12 protein-coding genes are annotated in these 14,072 nt (G+C 64.7%); 2 read left to right on the top strand and 10 right to left on the bottom strand.

Going from position 1 to position 14,072, the window contains the following annotated elements:
- Window positions 1–7 precede the first annotated feature (7 nt).
- From BMZ97_RS23585 to BMZ97_RS23575, 3 genes are read right to left on the bottom strand one after another with little or no spacing between them, the layout of a single operon-like run.
- A complete protein-coding gene (locus tag BMZ97_RS23585; RefSeq protein WP_092175548.1) occupies window positions 8–676 on the bottom strand; it encodes an ABC transporter permease in 669 nt (222 codons plus the stop codon).
- A complete protein-coding gene (locus tag BMZ97_RS23580) occupies window positions 673–1,350 on the bottom strand; it encodes a hypothetical protein (RefSeq protein WP_092175546.1) in 678 nt (225 codons plus the stop codon). Before BMZ97_RS23580 ends, BMZ97_RS23585 begins: the two co-directional genes overlap by 4 nt.
- Before the next feature lie 54 nt (window positions 1,351–1,404).
- Window positions 1,405–2,187, bottom strand: a complete 783-nt coding sequence (locus BMZ97_RS23575; protein WP_210188319.1) for a transporter substrate-binding domain-containing protein — start codon at window positions 2,185–2,187, stop codon at window positions 1,405–1,407.
- A 390-nt stretch (window positions 2,188–2,577) separates the two neighbouring features.
- Between BMZ97_RS23575 and BMZ97_RS23570 the strand changes: the two genes are divergently transcribed.
- Window positions 2,578–3,291: a helix-turn-helix domain-containing protein gene (locus BMZ97_RS23570; RefSeq protein WP_175525698.1), complete on the top strand. Its 714-nt coding sequence runs from the start codon at window positions 2,578–2,580 to the stop codon at window positions 3,289–3,291.
- A 216-nt stretch (window positions 3,292–3,507) separates the two neighbouring features.
- Here the strand turns inward: BMZ97_RS23570 and BMZ97_RS23565 are convergent, their stop codons facing one another.
- Entirely contained in the window at window positions 3,508–6,963 is a 3,456-nt protein-coding gene (locus BMZ97_RS23565; protein WP_092175537.1) for an indolepyruvate ferredoxin oxidoreductase family protein, read from the bottom strand.
- Window positions 6,964–7,102: 139 nt separating this feature from the next.
- On the opposite strand from BMZ97_RS23565, the gene BMZ97_RS23560 reads away from it, so the two are divergent.
- A complete protein-coding gene (locus tag BMZ97_RS23560; protein ID WP_092175534.1) occupies window positions 7,103–7,570 on the top strand; it encodes an Lrp/AsnC family transcriptional regulator in 468 nt (155 codons plus the stop codon).
- 88 nt (window positions 7,571–7,658) lie between these two features.
- On the opposite strand, the gene BMZ97_RS23555 is transcribed toward BMZ97_RS23560, so the two are convergent.
- The 6 genes from BMZ97_RS23555 to BMZ97_RS23530 form a co-directional block, all read right to left on the bottom strand.
- Window positions 7,659–8,798: a glutamine amidotransferase-related protein gene (locus tag BMZ97_RS23555; RefSeq protein WP_092175532.1), complete on the bottom strand. Its 1,140-nt coding sequence runs from the start codon at window positions 8,796–8,798 to the stop codon at window positions 7,659–7,661.
- 71 nt (window positions 8,799–8,869) lie between these two features.
- The gene (locus BMZ97_RS23550; protein ID WP_092175529.1) at window positions 8,870–10,039 is read right to left on the bottom strand and encodes a M24 family metallopeptidase; all 1,170 of its coding nucleotides are present in this window, start codon (window positions 10,037–10,039) and stop codon (window positions 8,870–8,872) included.
- Between the two features lie 3 nt (window positions 10,040–10,042).
- Window positions 10,043–11,170, bottom strand: a complete 1,128-nt coding sequence (locus tag BMZ97_RS23545; RefSeq protein WP_092175527.1) for a mandelate racemase/muconate lactonizing enzyme family protein — start codon at window positions 11,168–11,170, stop codon at window positions 10,043–10,045.
- A 12-nt stretch (window positions 11,171–11,182) separates the two neighbouring features.
- Window positions 11,183–12,340: a M20 family metallopeptidase gene (locus tag BMZ97_RS23540; protein ID WP_092175524.1), complete on the bottom strand. Its 1,158-nt coding sequence runs from the start codon at window positions 12,338–12,340 to the stop codon at window positions 11,183–11,185.
- An 85-nt stretch (window positions 12,341–12,425) separates the two neighbouring features.
- Complete coding sequence (locus BMZ97_RS23535) at window positions 12,426–13,169, bottom strand: amino acid ABC transporter ATP-binding protein (RefSeq protein ID WP_092175521.1); 744 nt, start codon at window positions 13,167–13,169, stop codon at window positions 12,426–12,428.
- A gap of 49 nt (window positions 13,170–13,218) precedes the next feature.
- A complete protein-coding gene (locus BMZ97_RS23530; RefSeq protein WP_092175519.1) occupies window positions 13,219–13,938 on the bottom strand; it encodes an amino acid ABC transporter permease in 720 nt (239 codons plus the stop codon).
- Between the last annotated feature and the right edge of the window lie 134 nt (window positions 13,939–14,072).

Genomic DNA, 14,072 nt, shown 5'->3' with positions numbered 1-14,072 from the left:
GGTGCCCTCACGCGAAGCCGCGATTGGCTCGGCTCTGCGCCCAGCGAAGCAAGACGGTCGCGATCGTCGTCATGACCAGGTACATGAACGCGGCGATCGCATAGACGTAGAACGGTTCCCGGGTGGATCCGGACACGACCGCCGAGGCGCGAAGCAACTCCTCCAGCCCGATGACGGAGATCAGCGACGTCTGTTTCAGAAGGATGATCGTGAGGTTGCTGAACCCGGGAAGCGCAAACCTCCAGGCCTGCGGGAGAATGACGTGGAAAAACGCGATTCTCTTTGAAAGCCCGAGAGCGTCGGCAGCTTCCTTCTGGCCTCGGGCCACCTGTTGGATGCCAGCTCGGATGATGTCGCTGGCATAGGCGCCGAAGATGAGCCCAAGGGCGAACACGCCGGCCGTGAAGCCGTTGACGTCGACATAAGCGCCGGTCAGCTTGGTCAGGGCAACGGTGCTGCCGAAATAGATCAGGTATATGACGATCAGGTCGGGGACGCCCCTGACGACTGCCGTATAGGCTTCGGCGATGTAGCGCAGAGGATGGGGACCGTAGATCTTCGCGGCGCCAAGCCCCAGGCCCAGAACCGAGCCGAAGATCAGGGCGAAAAACGTGACGGAGAGCGAAACGAGCGCGCCAGTGAAGAGCTGGTAGGTGTAGCCGGAGAAGAGGGTCACGTGCGCGCTCGCGCCAAAGGGCTGGGCTTGGCCGAAGTCTTGGGCTTGGCCAAAGTCTTGGGCTCGAGAGGCCTAAGCTTGATCGCCGCCTTGTTGCGAACGAACTGAGCGCCCGGGCTGTCATACCATGCCTGAAGCCTGCCACCGGACGTGCGTTCCGTGCCGTAGACGATCCACACATCGTCGGGCGAGCCGATGATCTGATCGATCCGAACCCGATCGGGATGCTGGTCCGCGTATTCGAGATAGACGAGCGCGGAATCGTATTTTCCGCCCAGCAGATTCTCGAAAATGATCGGAAGGGACCGTTCCGACACCCTGGTTTCCCATTTGTCGATGTCGATATAGCTCTCGGTCGCCGGCATGAGCAGGCCGATCGATTTCGGCGTCTCGACCTCCCTGCGGGTCAGGACGGCAAGATCCTTGCTGCGCGAGATGAACGTGTCGATCGCGAAGACTTCGTTGAAATGGGCGCCCATCGTCCCCGGCGTCGCCGGATGGACCGCGCATTGCAGCACGAAATCATAGAGGCCCGCTCGAAGCCCCGTGATCGCGACTTCGAAATTGTCGACCAGGGCGATATGCGCGTCTTCCAGCTGGTTGAACGCGATGTATTGCTTCGTCACCAGCTCATGGTTCGTCCCGGCCGGACCGAGCGTTGCAAAGGAAATCATGGCGTCATCCTGACTGGGAGGGTTGGCGCCGCAGGCCAACCCTCCAGGGGCGTTTCACATCAGCTTGAAGGTGAAGTATTTCGCCGTGACCTTGTCATAGGTTCCGTCCGCGATGATCGCATCGATCGCGGCATTGACCTTGGCAAGCAGCTCCGTGTCTTCCTTGCGCAAGGCAATCGCATTGCCGTCGCCGAGCAGGCCGCCGCTGTATTCTTCGCCGAGAAGTTCGAAACCTGCCGCTTCGGACTTCTTCAGGAAGCCGAGCATCGACGTGACCTTGTTGGCCAGCAGCGCGTCGACCCGGCCCGACAGCAGATCCATCTCGACATCGGTGGTCTTGTCGTAGCGGACGATTTCCGACTTCGCGTAGGTCTGGGTCAGGAAGGTGTCCTGGATCGAACCACGCTGCACGCCGATGCGCTTGCCGGCCAGCCCTGCAGGCGAGGTGTCCGTCAGGGTGCCCTTCTTGGCCGCGAACTGGCTGGAGGTATTCTTGTATCTCTTGGTGAAGGCGACCTGCTGCTTGCGCTTCTCGGTCACGCCCATGCTGGCGACGATCAGGTCGTATTTCCTCGCATTCAGGCCGGGGATGATGCCATCCCATTCCTGCGCCTGAATCGTGCACTTTGCCTGCATCTGCTTGCAAAGCGCGTTTGCGATGTCGACGTCCCAGCCGGTCAATTGGCCGGCATTGTCGACGAAACTCCACGGCGCATAGGTGCCTTCCGTCGCAATCCTAAGGGTCTTCTCCTGTGCCGACAGGTTAGTGGTCGTAACGACGGCGGAAAAAATCATCGCCGACGCAAGAAAGAGCCCACTGAAGCTGGATTTCTTCATTCAGATTGTCCCCTCTTTTTATCGTGACCGGCATTGAAAGCTCCTGACATCGAGCAGCACTCAGCCAGCGAATGGGCAATTTTCAGCGATTGGAACCGGCCGGTCAATTACGTGGAAAATATTTTCATCTAAGGAAAACACCCCATCTCACTCACCATTGAAGGGTTCATGATGCGCGCCTTTCTGCGATCCCTTCATGCGAGCCCGGACAGCCTCGGTGCGTGGGTCTTCCCGCACGATTAAATCCATCTCCACGCCATGAAGACAGGGATCACCGCGTTGGCCATAGTGGCTCGCGATGCTAGAATCCCGGGCCGGATACGAGCCGGTCCGATGCTTCGAAGACACCGCAGGGCCGTTGCGGCTTCATCACGAAACGGGGCGACTCTCTTGGCGCAGACGACAGTCAAAAAGAAGCCCACGGCGGCAAAACGCGTCCGGCGAGGCGCGCTTGCGATGATGATCCGGCCCAAGACCGACGACGCGAATGAAGACGATGCGCAATCCAGCGTTGCTTCGGCGAAGGCGAAGGAAACCGATGCGCTCGCCCTTGCGGTCGGCAAGGAAATTCGCAGCCTGCGCTTGAGCCTCAACCTGGCGGCCAACGCACTCGCCGAGGCGGCCGGCCTGTCCAATGGAATGCTCTCGAAAATCGAGAGCGGCCAGTCGACCCCGTCATTTGCGACCTTGCTGGCACTCTCGAGCGTGCTGAAGGTGCCGGTGGCACGGCTGTTCGCCAGCCACAACACGCATGCCGATTACTCGCTGGTGCGCGCCGGCAAGGGGATCGACGTGCAACGCCGAGGCTCGAAGACCGGGTTCAATTATCAGCTTCTGGGCCATCTTCTCTCTGGTGAAAAATATGCCGAGCCCTATCTGGTTACGATCAGCGACACAGCGTCGCCCTCGCCCGGCTTCCAGCACACCGGCTTGGAGTTCATGTATATTCTGGAAGGTTCGATGATATACCGTTATGCGGATACTTTGGTCGAACTGCATCCCGGCGATACGATGGTATTCGACGCCAATTCGATTCACGGGCACGAGCGGCTGCTGACATCCCCCGTGCGTCATCTCTCGGTTGTCTTCAACCTTCGCGCTTAGCAATGGCCCTTGATTTCGAGCTGTCGTCATTGCGAGCGCAGCGAAGCAATCCAGAAGGACGTCGAGCGCTGCCGCCTCTGGATTGCTTCGCTTACGCTCGCGATGACGGCTGAGGGTTCGAGCCGATCAACTCTAAGGCCCTGGGTATGAGAGCCTAATTGGAAACTCCAGCCCTCATGCTGGAGAGCCGCGGAGCGGCGTCTCGAAGGACGAGCACTATCCGCCGACAACCCGGCGCACCTCGCCATTCGCGGCCGGCGGCAGCGGCAGGGAGAGCAACTCGCTCACACGCGCCCTCACCTGCTCGACCGCCTTGTCCTTCACGGGGCCATAGCCGCGGATGTCCATCGGCGCCCTGGCGATCTCGGCTGCACCCGCGGGCCCCTGCTGCGGCAAGCGCTCCAGCAACTGGGCGACGATCCCTTCGTACCAGCCTATCAGGCCCCGCTCCATCCTGCGCTCGGCTGTATAGCCGAAGACGTCGAAGGCGGTCCCCCGCAGCCGCTTGAAGCGAGCCAGCGCCCGCAGCGGCGTCTGGATCCATTGGCCGAACTGGCGCTTGAGCGGCCGGCCCCGGGCATCCCTACCGCTCGCGAGCAGAGGCGGCGCGAGGTGGTAGTTCACGGTGAAGTCGCCTTCGAACTCGCGCTTCAGCTCGTCGAGAAACCCGCTCTGCATGTGCAGCCGCGCGACCTCGTATTCGTCCTTGTACGACATCAGCTTGAAGAGCGAGCGCGCGACCGCCTCAGTCAGTGCGGTGGAATTGAAGGGCGCCTCCGCAACCCGGACACGTTCGACGGCGTCGCGGTAGCGTCGCGCCCAGGCCTCGTCCTGATAGCCGACGAGAAATTCGGCGCGGCGCGCGATCACCTCGTCGAGCGTCTCGGGGCCGACCGCTTCCTCCCTGCCGTTGAAGTCCGGATCGGCGCAGGCCAGGCGCCCCGCTGCGAAGGCCTGCCGGTTCTTCTCGACCGCGACCCCGTTGAGCGCGATGGCGCGATCGAGCGCCGCATGCGAGACCGGCACCAGCCCTTGCTGCCAGGCATGCCCGAGCATGATGACATTGGCGAAGACGGCATCGCCGAAAAGCTTTTCCGCCATGGCGTTGGCATCGAAAGCGCTGACGTTTCCGGCTCCCGCCACAGTCTCGATTTCACGCAGCCGGCGGCGCGAGGCGAGATCGGCATCACGGATGCGGACGATGTCGCCGGTCGGCATCTCGGCAAGATTGACGACCGCTCGCATGCCGCGCCGATAGGTCGCCGACGCCTTCGGCGAGGAGGACACGACAATGTCGCAGCCGATCAGGGCGTCAGCCGCACCGTCGTCGATCCGGACCTGGTTGATGGCCGATGGCGTATCGGCCAGGCGGATGAAGGACAGGACCGGCCCGAACTTCTGCGCAAAGCCGGTGAAATCGAGCACCGAGCTGCCCTTGCCCTCGAGATGGGCCGCCATCGCGATCAGCGCGCCGATCGTGATGACGCCGGTGCCGCCGACGCCGGTGACCAGAAGATCGAACGGCTTGTCGAGCGACATTGGCGTCGGCGCCGGGAGGACGGCGGCGCGGGCGACGAAATCGTCTTCGGTCACGGTTTTCTTGCGCCGCGTGGCGCCTTCGACCGTGACGAAGCTCGGGCAGAAGCCGTTCAGGCAGGAGAAATCCTTGTTGCAGTTCGACAGGTTGATCTTGCGCTTGCGCCCGAACGGCGTCTCCTTCGGCTCGACGCTGAGGCAGTTCGACTCGACAGAACAATCGCCGCAGCCTTCGCAGACGAGATCGTTGATGTAGGCGAAGCGCTTTGGGTCCTCCATCGTGCCGCGCTTGCGGCGGCGACGCTTTTCGGTGGCGCAGGCCTGCTCATAGATCAGCACCGAGACGCCCTTCACATTGCGCAGCTCGCGCTGCACGGCGTCGAGTTCGCGGCGGTGATGAATGGTGATGCCGGCGGGCAGGTCGCGGCTTGAGAATTTCTCGGGCTGGTCCGACACCAGCGCGAGACGCTCGACGCCTTCGGCGCGGACCTCCTGCGCGATCGCCTGCACGCTGATCGGCCCGTCGACCGGCTGACCACCGGTCATCGCGACGGCGTCGTTGTAGAGGATCTTGTAGGTGATGTTGGCTTTGGCCGCGATCGCCTGGCGGATCGCCATCGACCCGGAATGGTAATAGGTCCCCTCGCCCAAATTCTGGAAGATGTGCCCCTTGCCGGTGAACAGCGACGAGGCCGCCCAGTTCACGCCCTCGCCCCCCATCTGGATCAGCGAGGTCGTCTCGCGGTCCATCCAGCTCGCCATGAAATGGCAGCCGATGCCCGCCAGCGCCTTGGAGCCTTCGGGCACCTTGGTCGAGCTGTTGTGCGGGCAGCCCGAGCAGAAATAGGGCGTGCGCGTCGCGCCCGGCACCTGGATGAGGCGGCCGGCTTCGGGCACCAGGCTCGCCGCCCGCTCGGACAGGCGCAGATCGGGAAACAGCGCATCCAGGCGCCGCGCAACGATCGGGACCAGCATCCTGGGCGACAATTCGCCGATCCAGGAGATCAGCCGGTTGCCGTCCTCGTCGCGCTTGCCGACCATGGCGTGGGGCTTGTGGCCGGGGTAGTCGTAGAAATACTCCTTGAGCTGACTTTCGATGATGCCGCGTTTTTCCTCGACGACGAGGATCTCGCTCTTGCCGCGCACGAAATCGAGCGCATCGCGGCGCGCCAGCGGCCAGACCATCCCGACCTTGTAGATGTCGATTCCAAGTTCTCGGCAGACCGCCTCGTCGACGCCGAGCAGGCGCAGCGCCTCCATCAGGTCGAGATGGCCTTTGCCAGTGGTGACGATGCCGAAACTGGCTTCGGGAATGTCGTAGATGCGGCGGTCGATCGGATTGGCCTCGGCGAAGGCGAAGACGGCCATCTTCTTGGCCTCCATCCGCTCCTCGATCTGGGGCCCGGGCAGATCGGGCCAGCGATAATGCAGGCCGGTTGCAGGCGGCGTGTAGGCGGGCGCGTTGAAATCGCGCGGCGGCAGAATCTCGACCGATTGGCCACTCTCGACGGTTTCCGAGATCGCCTTGAAGCCGACCCACATGCCGCAATAGCGCGAGAGCGCGTAGCCATATTCGCCGAAGGCCAGGTACTCGCCGATCGAGGCCGGATTCAGCGTCGGCATGAACCAGGCCATGAAGGCGACGTCGGACTGGTGCGGCATTGAGGACGACACGCAGCCATGATCGTCGCCCGCCACGACGAGAACGCCGCCATGTGGCGATGAGCCATAGGCGTTGCCATGCTTCAGCGCATCGCCGGCGCGGTCGACGCCCGGCCCCTTGCCGTACCACATCGCAAAGACGCCCTCGACCTGCTTGTCGGGATTCGTCTCGACCTGCTGCGAGCCGAGCACGGCGGTCGCGGCAAGGTCCTCGTTCACCGCCGGCAGGAACGCGATCTTATGCTGCGCGATCAGGTCCTCGGCGCGCCACAGCTCCAGATCGACACCGCCGAGCGGCGAGCCGCGATAGCCCGAAATGAAGCCCGCCGTATCGAGGCCAGTGGCCTTGTCGCGCCGTGCCTGGTCGAGCGCGATGCGCACCAGCGCCTGCGTTCCGGTCATGAAGACGCGCCCGGAGCTCTTCGCGTAACGGTCGCCAAGCGCGTAGTCGCGAACCGGGACATCGTAAGCCATGAGCGAAATCTCCCGCATGTTATTATTGCGGTCGATTCAACCAGAATTCTCTGGAAAATCCTGTCTGACTTTGTATGTTTTGCCTGTAATTCGGTCTATCCTACCGAAAATTGCTGCAACATCGGTGGAAATTTCCAGAATGGCGAAGATCGAGCTCAGCGCCCAGGACAGCAAGCTGCTGCAGATCCTGCAGTCGGATGCGCGCGTCTCCAATCAGGATCTGGCGGATCAGGCCGGCATGTCCGCGTCCGCCTGCTGGCGCAGGGTGCGGATGCTGGAGGAGGCTGGTGTGATCGCCAGCTACATGGCGATCGTCGACGCCGAGAGGGCGGGGTTTGGCTTCAGCGCGATCGTGCATGTGACGCTGCTGCGTCACGAAGCCGACCACGTGTCCAATTTCATCGCGCGCGTCGCCCAGCAACCCGAAGTGGTTGAATGTTTCGCGACCACCGGCGAGGCGGATTATCACTTACGCGTCGTCTGCCGCGACAAGGACGACTACAACGTCTTTCTCGAGCAGTTCCTCTTCCGCCTGCCGGGCATCGCCCATGTACGCACCAATCTGGTGCTGAAGGAGATCAAGCTGCACGGCAAGATTCCGGCCTAGGGAGATGGTGCGGCCACCGCGAGGTTGTCATGCATCAGCATGCGAATTCGAGCCCTCGAGGGGTTGCGCGCAGGCAACACCGGGATCGTCACAACTTGTCGCGCGTTGCGAGAAGGAAGGCCGGAAAGACGGGATGCGGCGCGCTCGTCGCGGGGGTCAGTTCGGGGTGACCCTGGAGGCCCAGGAAGAAGGGGTGCGCTGGCCATTCGACGGCATCGACGACGCGGCCGGCGAAGCTGGACGCGCTGACGACGAGGCCCGCCTCCTGCAGATCGCGACGCAGCGACGGGGCCAGATGGAATCGATGGTTGCAGCGCACGCGCATCGTCTGCGTTCCCATCAAGGCGGCGAGACGCGTGCCCGGTACGAGATCGACGTTTGCATCACCGGTGCGATGTTCGGGCAGGATCGCAGAGCCATCGGCGGTCGTCTCCGCGGCCATGGCGACGAAGCTCTTGGTTCGCGCCTCGGGATCGGCTTCGGCGAGGTTGACCATGCCGTCCCCCAAGACCCTTTGCGCGAAGGCGGTCGTCATGGTCTGCATGCCCAGGCACAGGCCGAGCACGGGAACGCCGCGAGCCAGCGCAAATCGCGCCGCACGGATCTGGCCGGGGACATTGCCCATGTCCGAACCGCCCGGCAGGAGGATGCCGGCGGCATCCTCGTACAGCGCTGCATCGCTGTCCCGCGGATCGATGAAACGGATGGCGATCGCGAGATCGAGGGCCGCAATGGCGTCCTGCAGCGAGGCGAGCGCAGCCGGGTAGACGTTGCGATGGTCGTGTTCGCGCCCGACGAGACAAATGGCACGGGATGGCTGGCTGGACCGGGCGTGGGCAGGTGCCGCTTCCGCCTCCTCCGGCACTGCGGTCTCCTCATCGATCGGGATGCCGGCCTGCAGCGCGCCTGCGCGCAGCAGGCGGCCGTCCTGACCGAAGCTGGGATGAATCGGCACCACGACATCGACTTGGCGCGCCTCTGACAGGATCTCCACAACGCTCGCCGCCGCCGCGATCGGGCGCCCCAGCATGCGCTCGGCGAAATAGAGCCCGCTCGGCCCGAGGCCGCCGGCGGCATGGACATATTGCTCGGCGTCGGGATGCGCTGCGAGATCGAACATCGCAGGCAGATGCATGAAGCGCGCGCCGCGCCGGCGCGCCACGACCGCCGCCGCTGCTCCGAACCGGGCCGGACGAGCCGTGTGGTCGATCACGAGATGGAGCGTCACGGCGTCCCCATGGTGCGAAGCGCGCGGTCGAGATGGATCAGGCCACTTTTTGGTTCAAGCCACTTTTTGGTTCAAGCCACTTGCAGCAGCGCTCTGTCGATGGCGCCGAGCACGCGGTGGCCGGTTTGCGTCACCACGATCGTCTCGCTGACGCCGACGGTAAAGCGGCCATAGATGCGCAGCGCCGGCGGCAGGTGGAACGCCATGCCGGGCTGGAGTTCGGTCTTGACGCCCTTGTTCAGATTCAGGATCGCGCCTTCGCCCCAATCGGGCGCGAAGGAGATGCCGACGCTGTAGCCGAGGCGCTTGCGGAAGGCGTCGGTATAGCCAGCCTTGTCGATCACGGCCTGGCAGGCGAGATGAGGAACCTCGCAGGCGACGCCCGGCCGGATTTCGTCCAAGGCCGCGGCAAGGGCATCCTGGCAGGCCTTCATCATGTCGCTCGCCACGGCTGGCGGCGCACCGAGCCAGGCCGAGCGCATCAGCGCGGCGTGGTAGCGGTCATGGCAGGCGGCCATTTCCAGGAAGGCGGGGTCGCCCGCCTCGATGCGGCGGCGTTTCCAGGTACCGTGCGGCACGCCCGAGCGCGGACCCGACGAGACCAGCGGCTCCATGCCCATATATTCCGAGCCGGCCGCGATCGCCGCGCCCATCATCGCCGCCACGAGATCGTTCTCGGTCGCGCCCAGCTTCACGGCGGCCAGGCCCGCCTTCATCCCGGCATCGACATAAGCTGCGGCATAGTCGAGCTTCTCCAGCTCCAGCGGCGACTTGATGGCGCGCAGCGCCTCGACGATACCGGCCGCATCGCCGATGGTGCCGAGCTCGGCCTGGAGCGCTTCATAGACGGCGATCGGCAGGAACCAGCCGCGCTTGTCGATGGCGACGCGCTTGCCGGAGAGGCCCTTGTCGCGGATCACCTTGGTCAGGAAGCCGACCGGATCCTCGCCGTCCTGGTAGATGGCGGCATCCGCGATGAAGGTGTTGGCGATGAAGTTGAAATATTCGAGCTGCCGGATGACGAAGACGGGGTCGCCCTCGACCGGCAGCACCAGCGCCTGGAAGGTGTAGTAGCCCGGCGTCTGCTGCCCGGTGAGGTAGAAGATGTTCTCGGGCCCGGTGACGACCATCACGTCGAGCTCGGCCGCAGCGAGACGCTGGCGCGCCCTGGCGACGCGGCCGTCATATTCGCTCTTCGGAAAGGCCGATTCCGAGCCCTGTACGACGCTGCCGATATCCATCGCTCAATTCTCCCAGAGTGTTTCGGTGCGCTCGCGCGCGAAGGAAAGGCCGAGGCCAGGCCGCGCCGGAGCGAACACCAGGCCATCCGCATAGACGAGACCGGGCGCCGGATCGTTGCTCAGGCCGTCGGCACCGTAGAGCTCGGCGAAACGCGGCTGCGTGGCGACGCACAGATGCAGCGCGGCGGCGGTGGCGAGGCCACCCTCATTCATCTGCCCGATCATGCAGGGCACGCCGGCCACTGCGAGCGCCCGGGCGGCGCGCAAGGCGGGCGCGAGGCCGCCGAGCTTCACCAGCTTCAGATGCGCCATCAACCTGTGGCCGCCAGTGGCCAGGCGCATCGCGTCGTCCTCGCCCCTGACGCTCTCGTCGAGCATGATCGGGATCGGGCTGGCCTCGGCGAGCTGTGCCAGCAGCTCAAAGCCAACCGGCGCAACCGGCTGCTCGACATAGGTGAGATCGAACGGCGCCAGCGCGTCAAGCCGTGCCGGCGCATCCGCCAGGCTCCAGGCCGCATTCGCATCGACCGCGATCTTGACGTCGGCGCCGAAGCGCGCGCGCAGGCTGCGGATGCGGGCGAGATCATCGGAGAAATCGGCCGCGCCGATACGCACCTTGAGATCCCTGAAGCCGCGCCCGACATAGGCCTGCGCCTGACGCAGGAAGGTCGCATCATCCGATATGAACAGGGTCTGGTTGGTCGGATAGGCGATGGGCACGGCCGCGGATTTGCCCAGCTCGGACTTGCCCAGCTCGGACTTGCCCAGGAACGCCGCCAGCGGCTGGCCGGCGCGTTTGGCGGCGAGATCGTGCAGGGCGAGATCGACCAGCATGCGCAGCGGTGCGCTTGCGCGCGACAGCAGCGGCGGCGGTGCGGCCAGGAGCATCTCAGGGGCGGGCGTCAGGTCGAGGCGCGGCAGCAGCGCGAGCGCCTCCGTGACGACATCCTCCGCGGCGAGCCCGTTGAGATAGGCGATGTTGATCCGGACCTCGCCTGTGGCCTTGATGCCATCGGCGTCCTGCAAAGCGAGATAGAGCGTGTCGAGGCCCGCGACCGGCCCCGACGAGGCCGTGTGCAGCAGCAGGCCGCCGCCATAGCTCAGCATCGCCCGGTGCAGGGACAGGCGCATCGGCTTTCCCCCTCAACCCGACAGCATCGCGACGGCGACGTCGCGATAGATCAGGCTCGCGGTCACGAACTCGTCGGCCGGTACGAACTCGTCGGCCTTGTGCGCGACGGAGAGCGAGCCCGGACCGATCACGACGCCCTCGGCGCCCGTCGCGCGGAAATGCACGAGGTCGCAGCCGCCCTGGAAGCCGAACGGTCCCGGCTCGGCGATGCCGTGGCGGCGCGCCGCCGCAAGGCTGCGTTGCACGATCGGACGGTCGGGGGCGGTCTCGGTGGCGCCGCCCGTAGTGGCTTTCCACTCCAGGATATCGGCGCGCAGGCCGAAACGCGCATGGGCCTGTTTCAGCAGCAGCGCGATCTCCGCCTTGACCCCATCCTCGTCCTCGCCCGGCACCATCCGCCGGTCGAGCAGCAGGTCGCAGGCGCCGGGCAAGACATTGTCGGCATGGCCGCCATGGATGCGCGTCACGGTGAGGCTCGCCTCGCCGACGAGCGGGTGGGTGCGGCGTCGGACATTCGCCTCATGCTCCTCGGCGACCATGGCGAGAAGCTGCCCGGCGCGCAGGACGGCGTTCTCGCCGAGATGCGGCGTGCCCGAATGGGCCGGGACGCCGTGGACGCGCACGAGCGGGCGCAGGCTGCCCTTATGGGCGCTGTAGATCGTGTTGGAGGTCGGCTCGCCGACCACGGCGGCATCGATCTTGGGCCGCTTGGCGGCGTAGTGCTTGGCCCCTTCGCTGGCGATCTCCTCATCGGCGACGAAGATGGCGAGCAGCGTGCCCGACCAGCTCTGACGCGTCGCGGCCAGCATGCGCACGGCCTCCAGCATGGCCGCGAGCGGACCCTTGCAGTCGCAGGCGCCGCGCCCGTAGAGGCGCCCTTCAGCCTCGCGCAGGATGAAGGGATCGCTCGTCCAGCCTTCGCCGGCGGGCACGACGTCCATATGCGTGTTGAAGGCGAAGACCGGCCCCGGCCCGTTGAGCAGGCGCGCCTCCACATTGACGCGGCCGGGCTTGTATTCGTCGAGCGTGACGTCGAGGCCGATCTCGCGCAGCCGCGCCGCGACATAGTCGGCCACCTCCAGCTCGCGCCCGGGCGGGTTTTCCGTGCGGATCGCGATGAGCTCGGCGAGCTCGCGCTTCATGCGGGACGCGTCGGGGGTGGTTGTCATGGCGTGTCTCGAAACCGGCCGCTCAAGGCCTGATGCATGATGCCGAAAAGTGGGAACCGGTTTTCGGACGACGTCATGCGCTCGCTCAATGCAGGATCTGGTCGAGGAATTGCCGCGCCCGCGCATTCACGGTGCCGCCGAAGAAATCCGCGCTATTGGCGATCTCGACGATCCGCCCGGCTTCCATGAAGACGATGCGGTCTGCGGCGCGCTTGGCGAAGCCCATCTCATGGGTGACGACGATGCTGGTCATGCCCTCGGCCGACAGCTCCGCCATCACATCGAGCACCTCGCGGATCATTTCCGGGTCCAGCGCCGAGGTGGGCTCGTCGTAAAGCATCACGGCCGGCTTCATCGCGAGCGCCCGCGCGATGGCGACGCGCTGCTGCTGCCCGCCGGAGAGTTCATCGGGGTAGCTGTCGGTCTTGTCGGGGATGCGGACCTTCTTCAGCAGCCCGAGCGCAATGTCATGGGCATCGTGACGCGACAGGCCGAGAACCTTCATCGGTGCGAGCATGATGTTCTCGGCGGCGCTCAGATGCTGGAACAGCTCGAAATTCTGGAACACCATGCCGATCTCCTGCCGGATCAGCGGTGCCGCTCTCAGATCCCTGCCGATATCCTGCCCCTTGAAGACGATGTTGCCGCGGTCGGGCGGCTCCAGCAGGTTCACGCAGCGCAGCAGGGTCGATTTGCCGGAGCCCGACGGCCCGATCAGCACGACGGTCTCCTTCTCGTGAACCTCCAGCGAGCAGGTCTTCAGCGCCTGGAGCTGGCCGAAGCTCTTCTCAATGCCGATCAGTTCAAGCAGCGGGCGTTGCGCGGTCATGACGGCCTCCCGCGACCCTGACAGAATGCGTGCCTTGAGGATGGGTGCCTCATCGGATGTCGGCCGCCGCGGTCAGGCGCTCGACGAGCGGCTTGGCCTGCCTTCGTGCACGGGCCCGCTTGGGGTCGAGCGCCTGCTCGAGCCAGGCCTGCCCCGCCATGAAGATTGTCGTGAGCACGAGATAATAGATGCCGGCGGCCGAGAGGGCCTCGAAATAGCGGAAATTGGCGCTCGCTGTCTGGTTCGCGATCAGAAGCAGTTCCTCGACCGCCACAACGGAGACGAGCGCGCTCGTCTTCAGCATCCCGATCATCTGGTTGCCGACCGGGGGAAGGATGATGCGCAGCGCCTGCGGCAACACGACGTGACGCATGACGCCGGCACGCGTCATGCCGAGCGCAAGGCCGGCCGTGCGCTGGCCCCTGGTCACCGATTTGATGCCGGAACGCAGGATCTCCGCCATATAGGCGCCCTCGTTCAGCGACAGCGCGATCACAGCCGACATGAAGGCCGACAGGCGAATGCCGAAGCCGGGCAGGACATTGTAGATGAAGATGATCTGGAACAGCACGGGCGTGCCGCGGAACAGCCAGAGATAGAAGAGCGCGATGACGCGCAGAAGCGTCAGCCTCGCCTCCTGAAGCAGGGCGACGACCAGCCCCGCCAGGATGCCGAAGAACAGGGACGTCACGGTGATGAGCAGCGTCATCAGCGCGCCGTGAAAGAAGATCGGCGACAGCACGTAATCGAGGACGAGCTGAAAGGACATCAGGACACTCGGCCATGCATGGTTCTGAGTGCCCGTCTGACTTCTCCCCGAGCCCTCATCCTGAGAGTCTGTCCGACACTTTGGTAAATGATTTCAGTATCTTGTAGTTTCGTATCGAAATGCGCCGTCATCCC

It is taken from the genome of Allobosea sp. OK403 (assembly GCF_900113835.1).
Classification (GTDB): Bacteria; Pseudomonadota; Alphaproteobacteria; order Rhizobiales; family Beijerinckiaceae; genus Allobosea.
This window is presented reverse-complemented; position numbering and strand designations above follow the sequence as displayed.

What these genes read in the sequence shown, in the direction of transcription:
- BMZ97_RS23580 (WP_092175546.1), bottom strand. Translation starts at nt 1,350, where the DNA reads ATGATTTCCTTTGCAACGCTCGGTCCGGCCGGGACGAACCATGAGCTG.
- BMZ97_RS23575 (WP_210188319.1), bottom strand. Translation starts at nt 2,187, where the DNA reads ATGAAGAAATCCAGCTTCAGTGGGCTCTTTCTTGCGTCGGCGATGATT.
- BMZ97_RS23565 (WP_092175537.1), bottom strand. Translation starts at nt 6,963, where the DNA reads ATGGCTTACGATGTCCCGGTTCGCGACTACGCGCTTGGCGACCGTTAC.
- BMZ97_RS23560 (WP_092175534.1), top strand. Translation starts at nt 7,103, where the DNA reads ATGGCGAAGATCGAGCTCAGCGCCCAGGACAGCAAGCTGCTGCAGATC.
- BMZ97_RS23550 (WP_092175529.1), bottom strand. Translation starts at nt 10,039, where the DNA reads ATGGATATCGGCAGCGTCGTACAGGGCTCGGAATCGGCCTTTCCGAAG.
- BMZ97_RS23545 (WP_092175527.1), bottom strand. Translation starts at nt 11,170, where the DNA reads ATGCGCCTGTCCCTGCACCGGGCGATGCTGAGCTATGGCGGCGGCCTG.
- BMZ97_RS23540 (WP_092175524.1), bottom strand. Translation starts at nt 12,340, where the DNA reads ATGACAACCACCCCCGACGCGTCCCGCATGAAGCGCGAGCTCGCCGAG.
- BMZ97_RS23535 (WP_092175521.1), bottom strand. Translation starts at nt 13,169, where the DNA reads ATGACCGCGCAACGCCCGCTGCTTGAACTGATCGGCATTGAGAAGAGC.
- BMZ97_RS23530 (WP_092175519.1), bottom strand. Translation starts at nt 13,938, where the DNA reads ATGTCCTTTCAGCTCGTCCTCGATTACGTGCTGTCGCCGATCTTCTTT.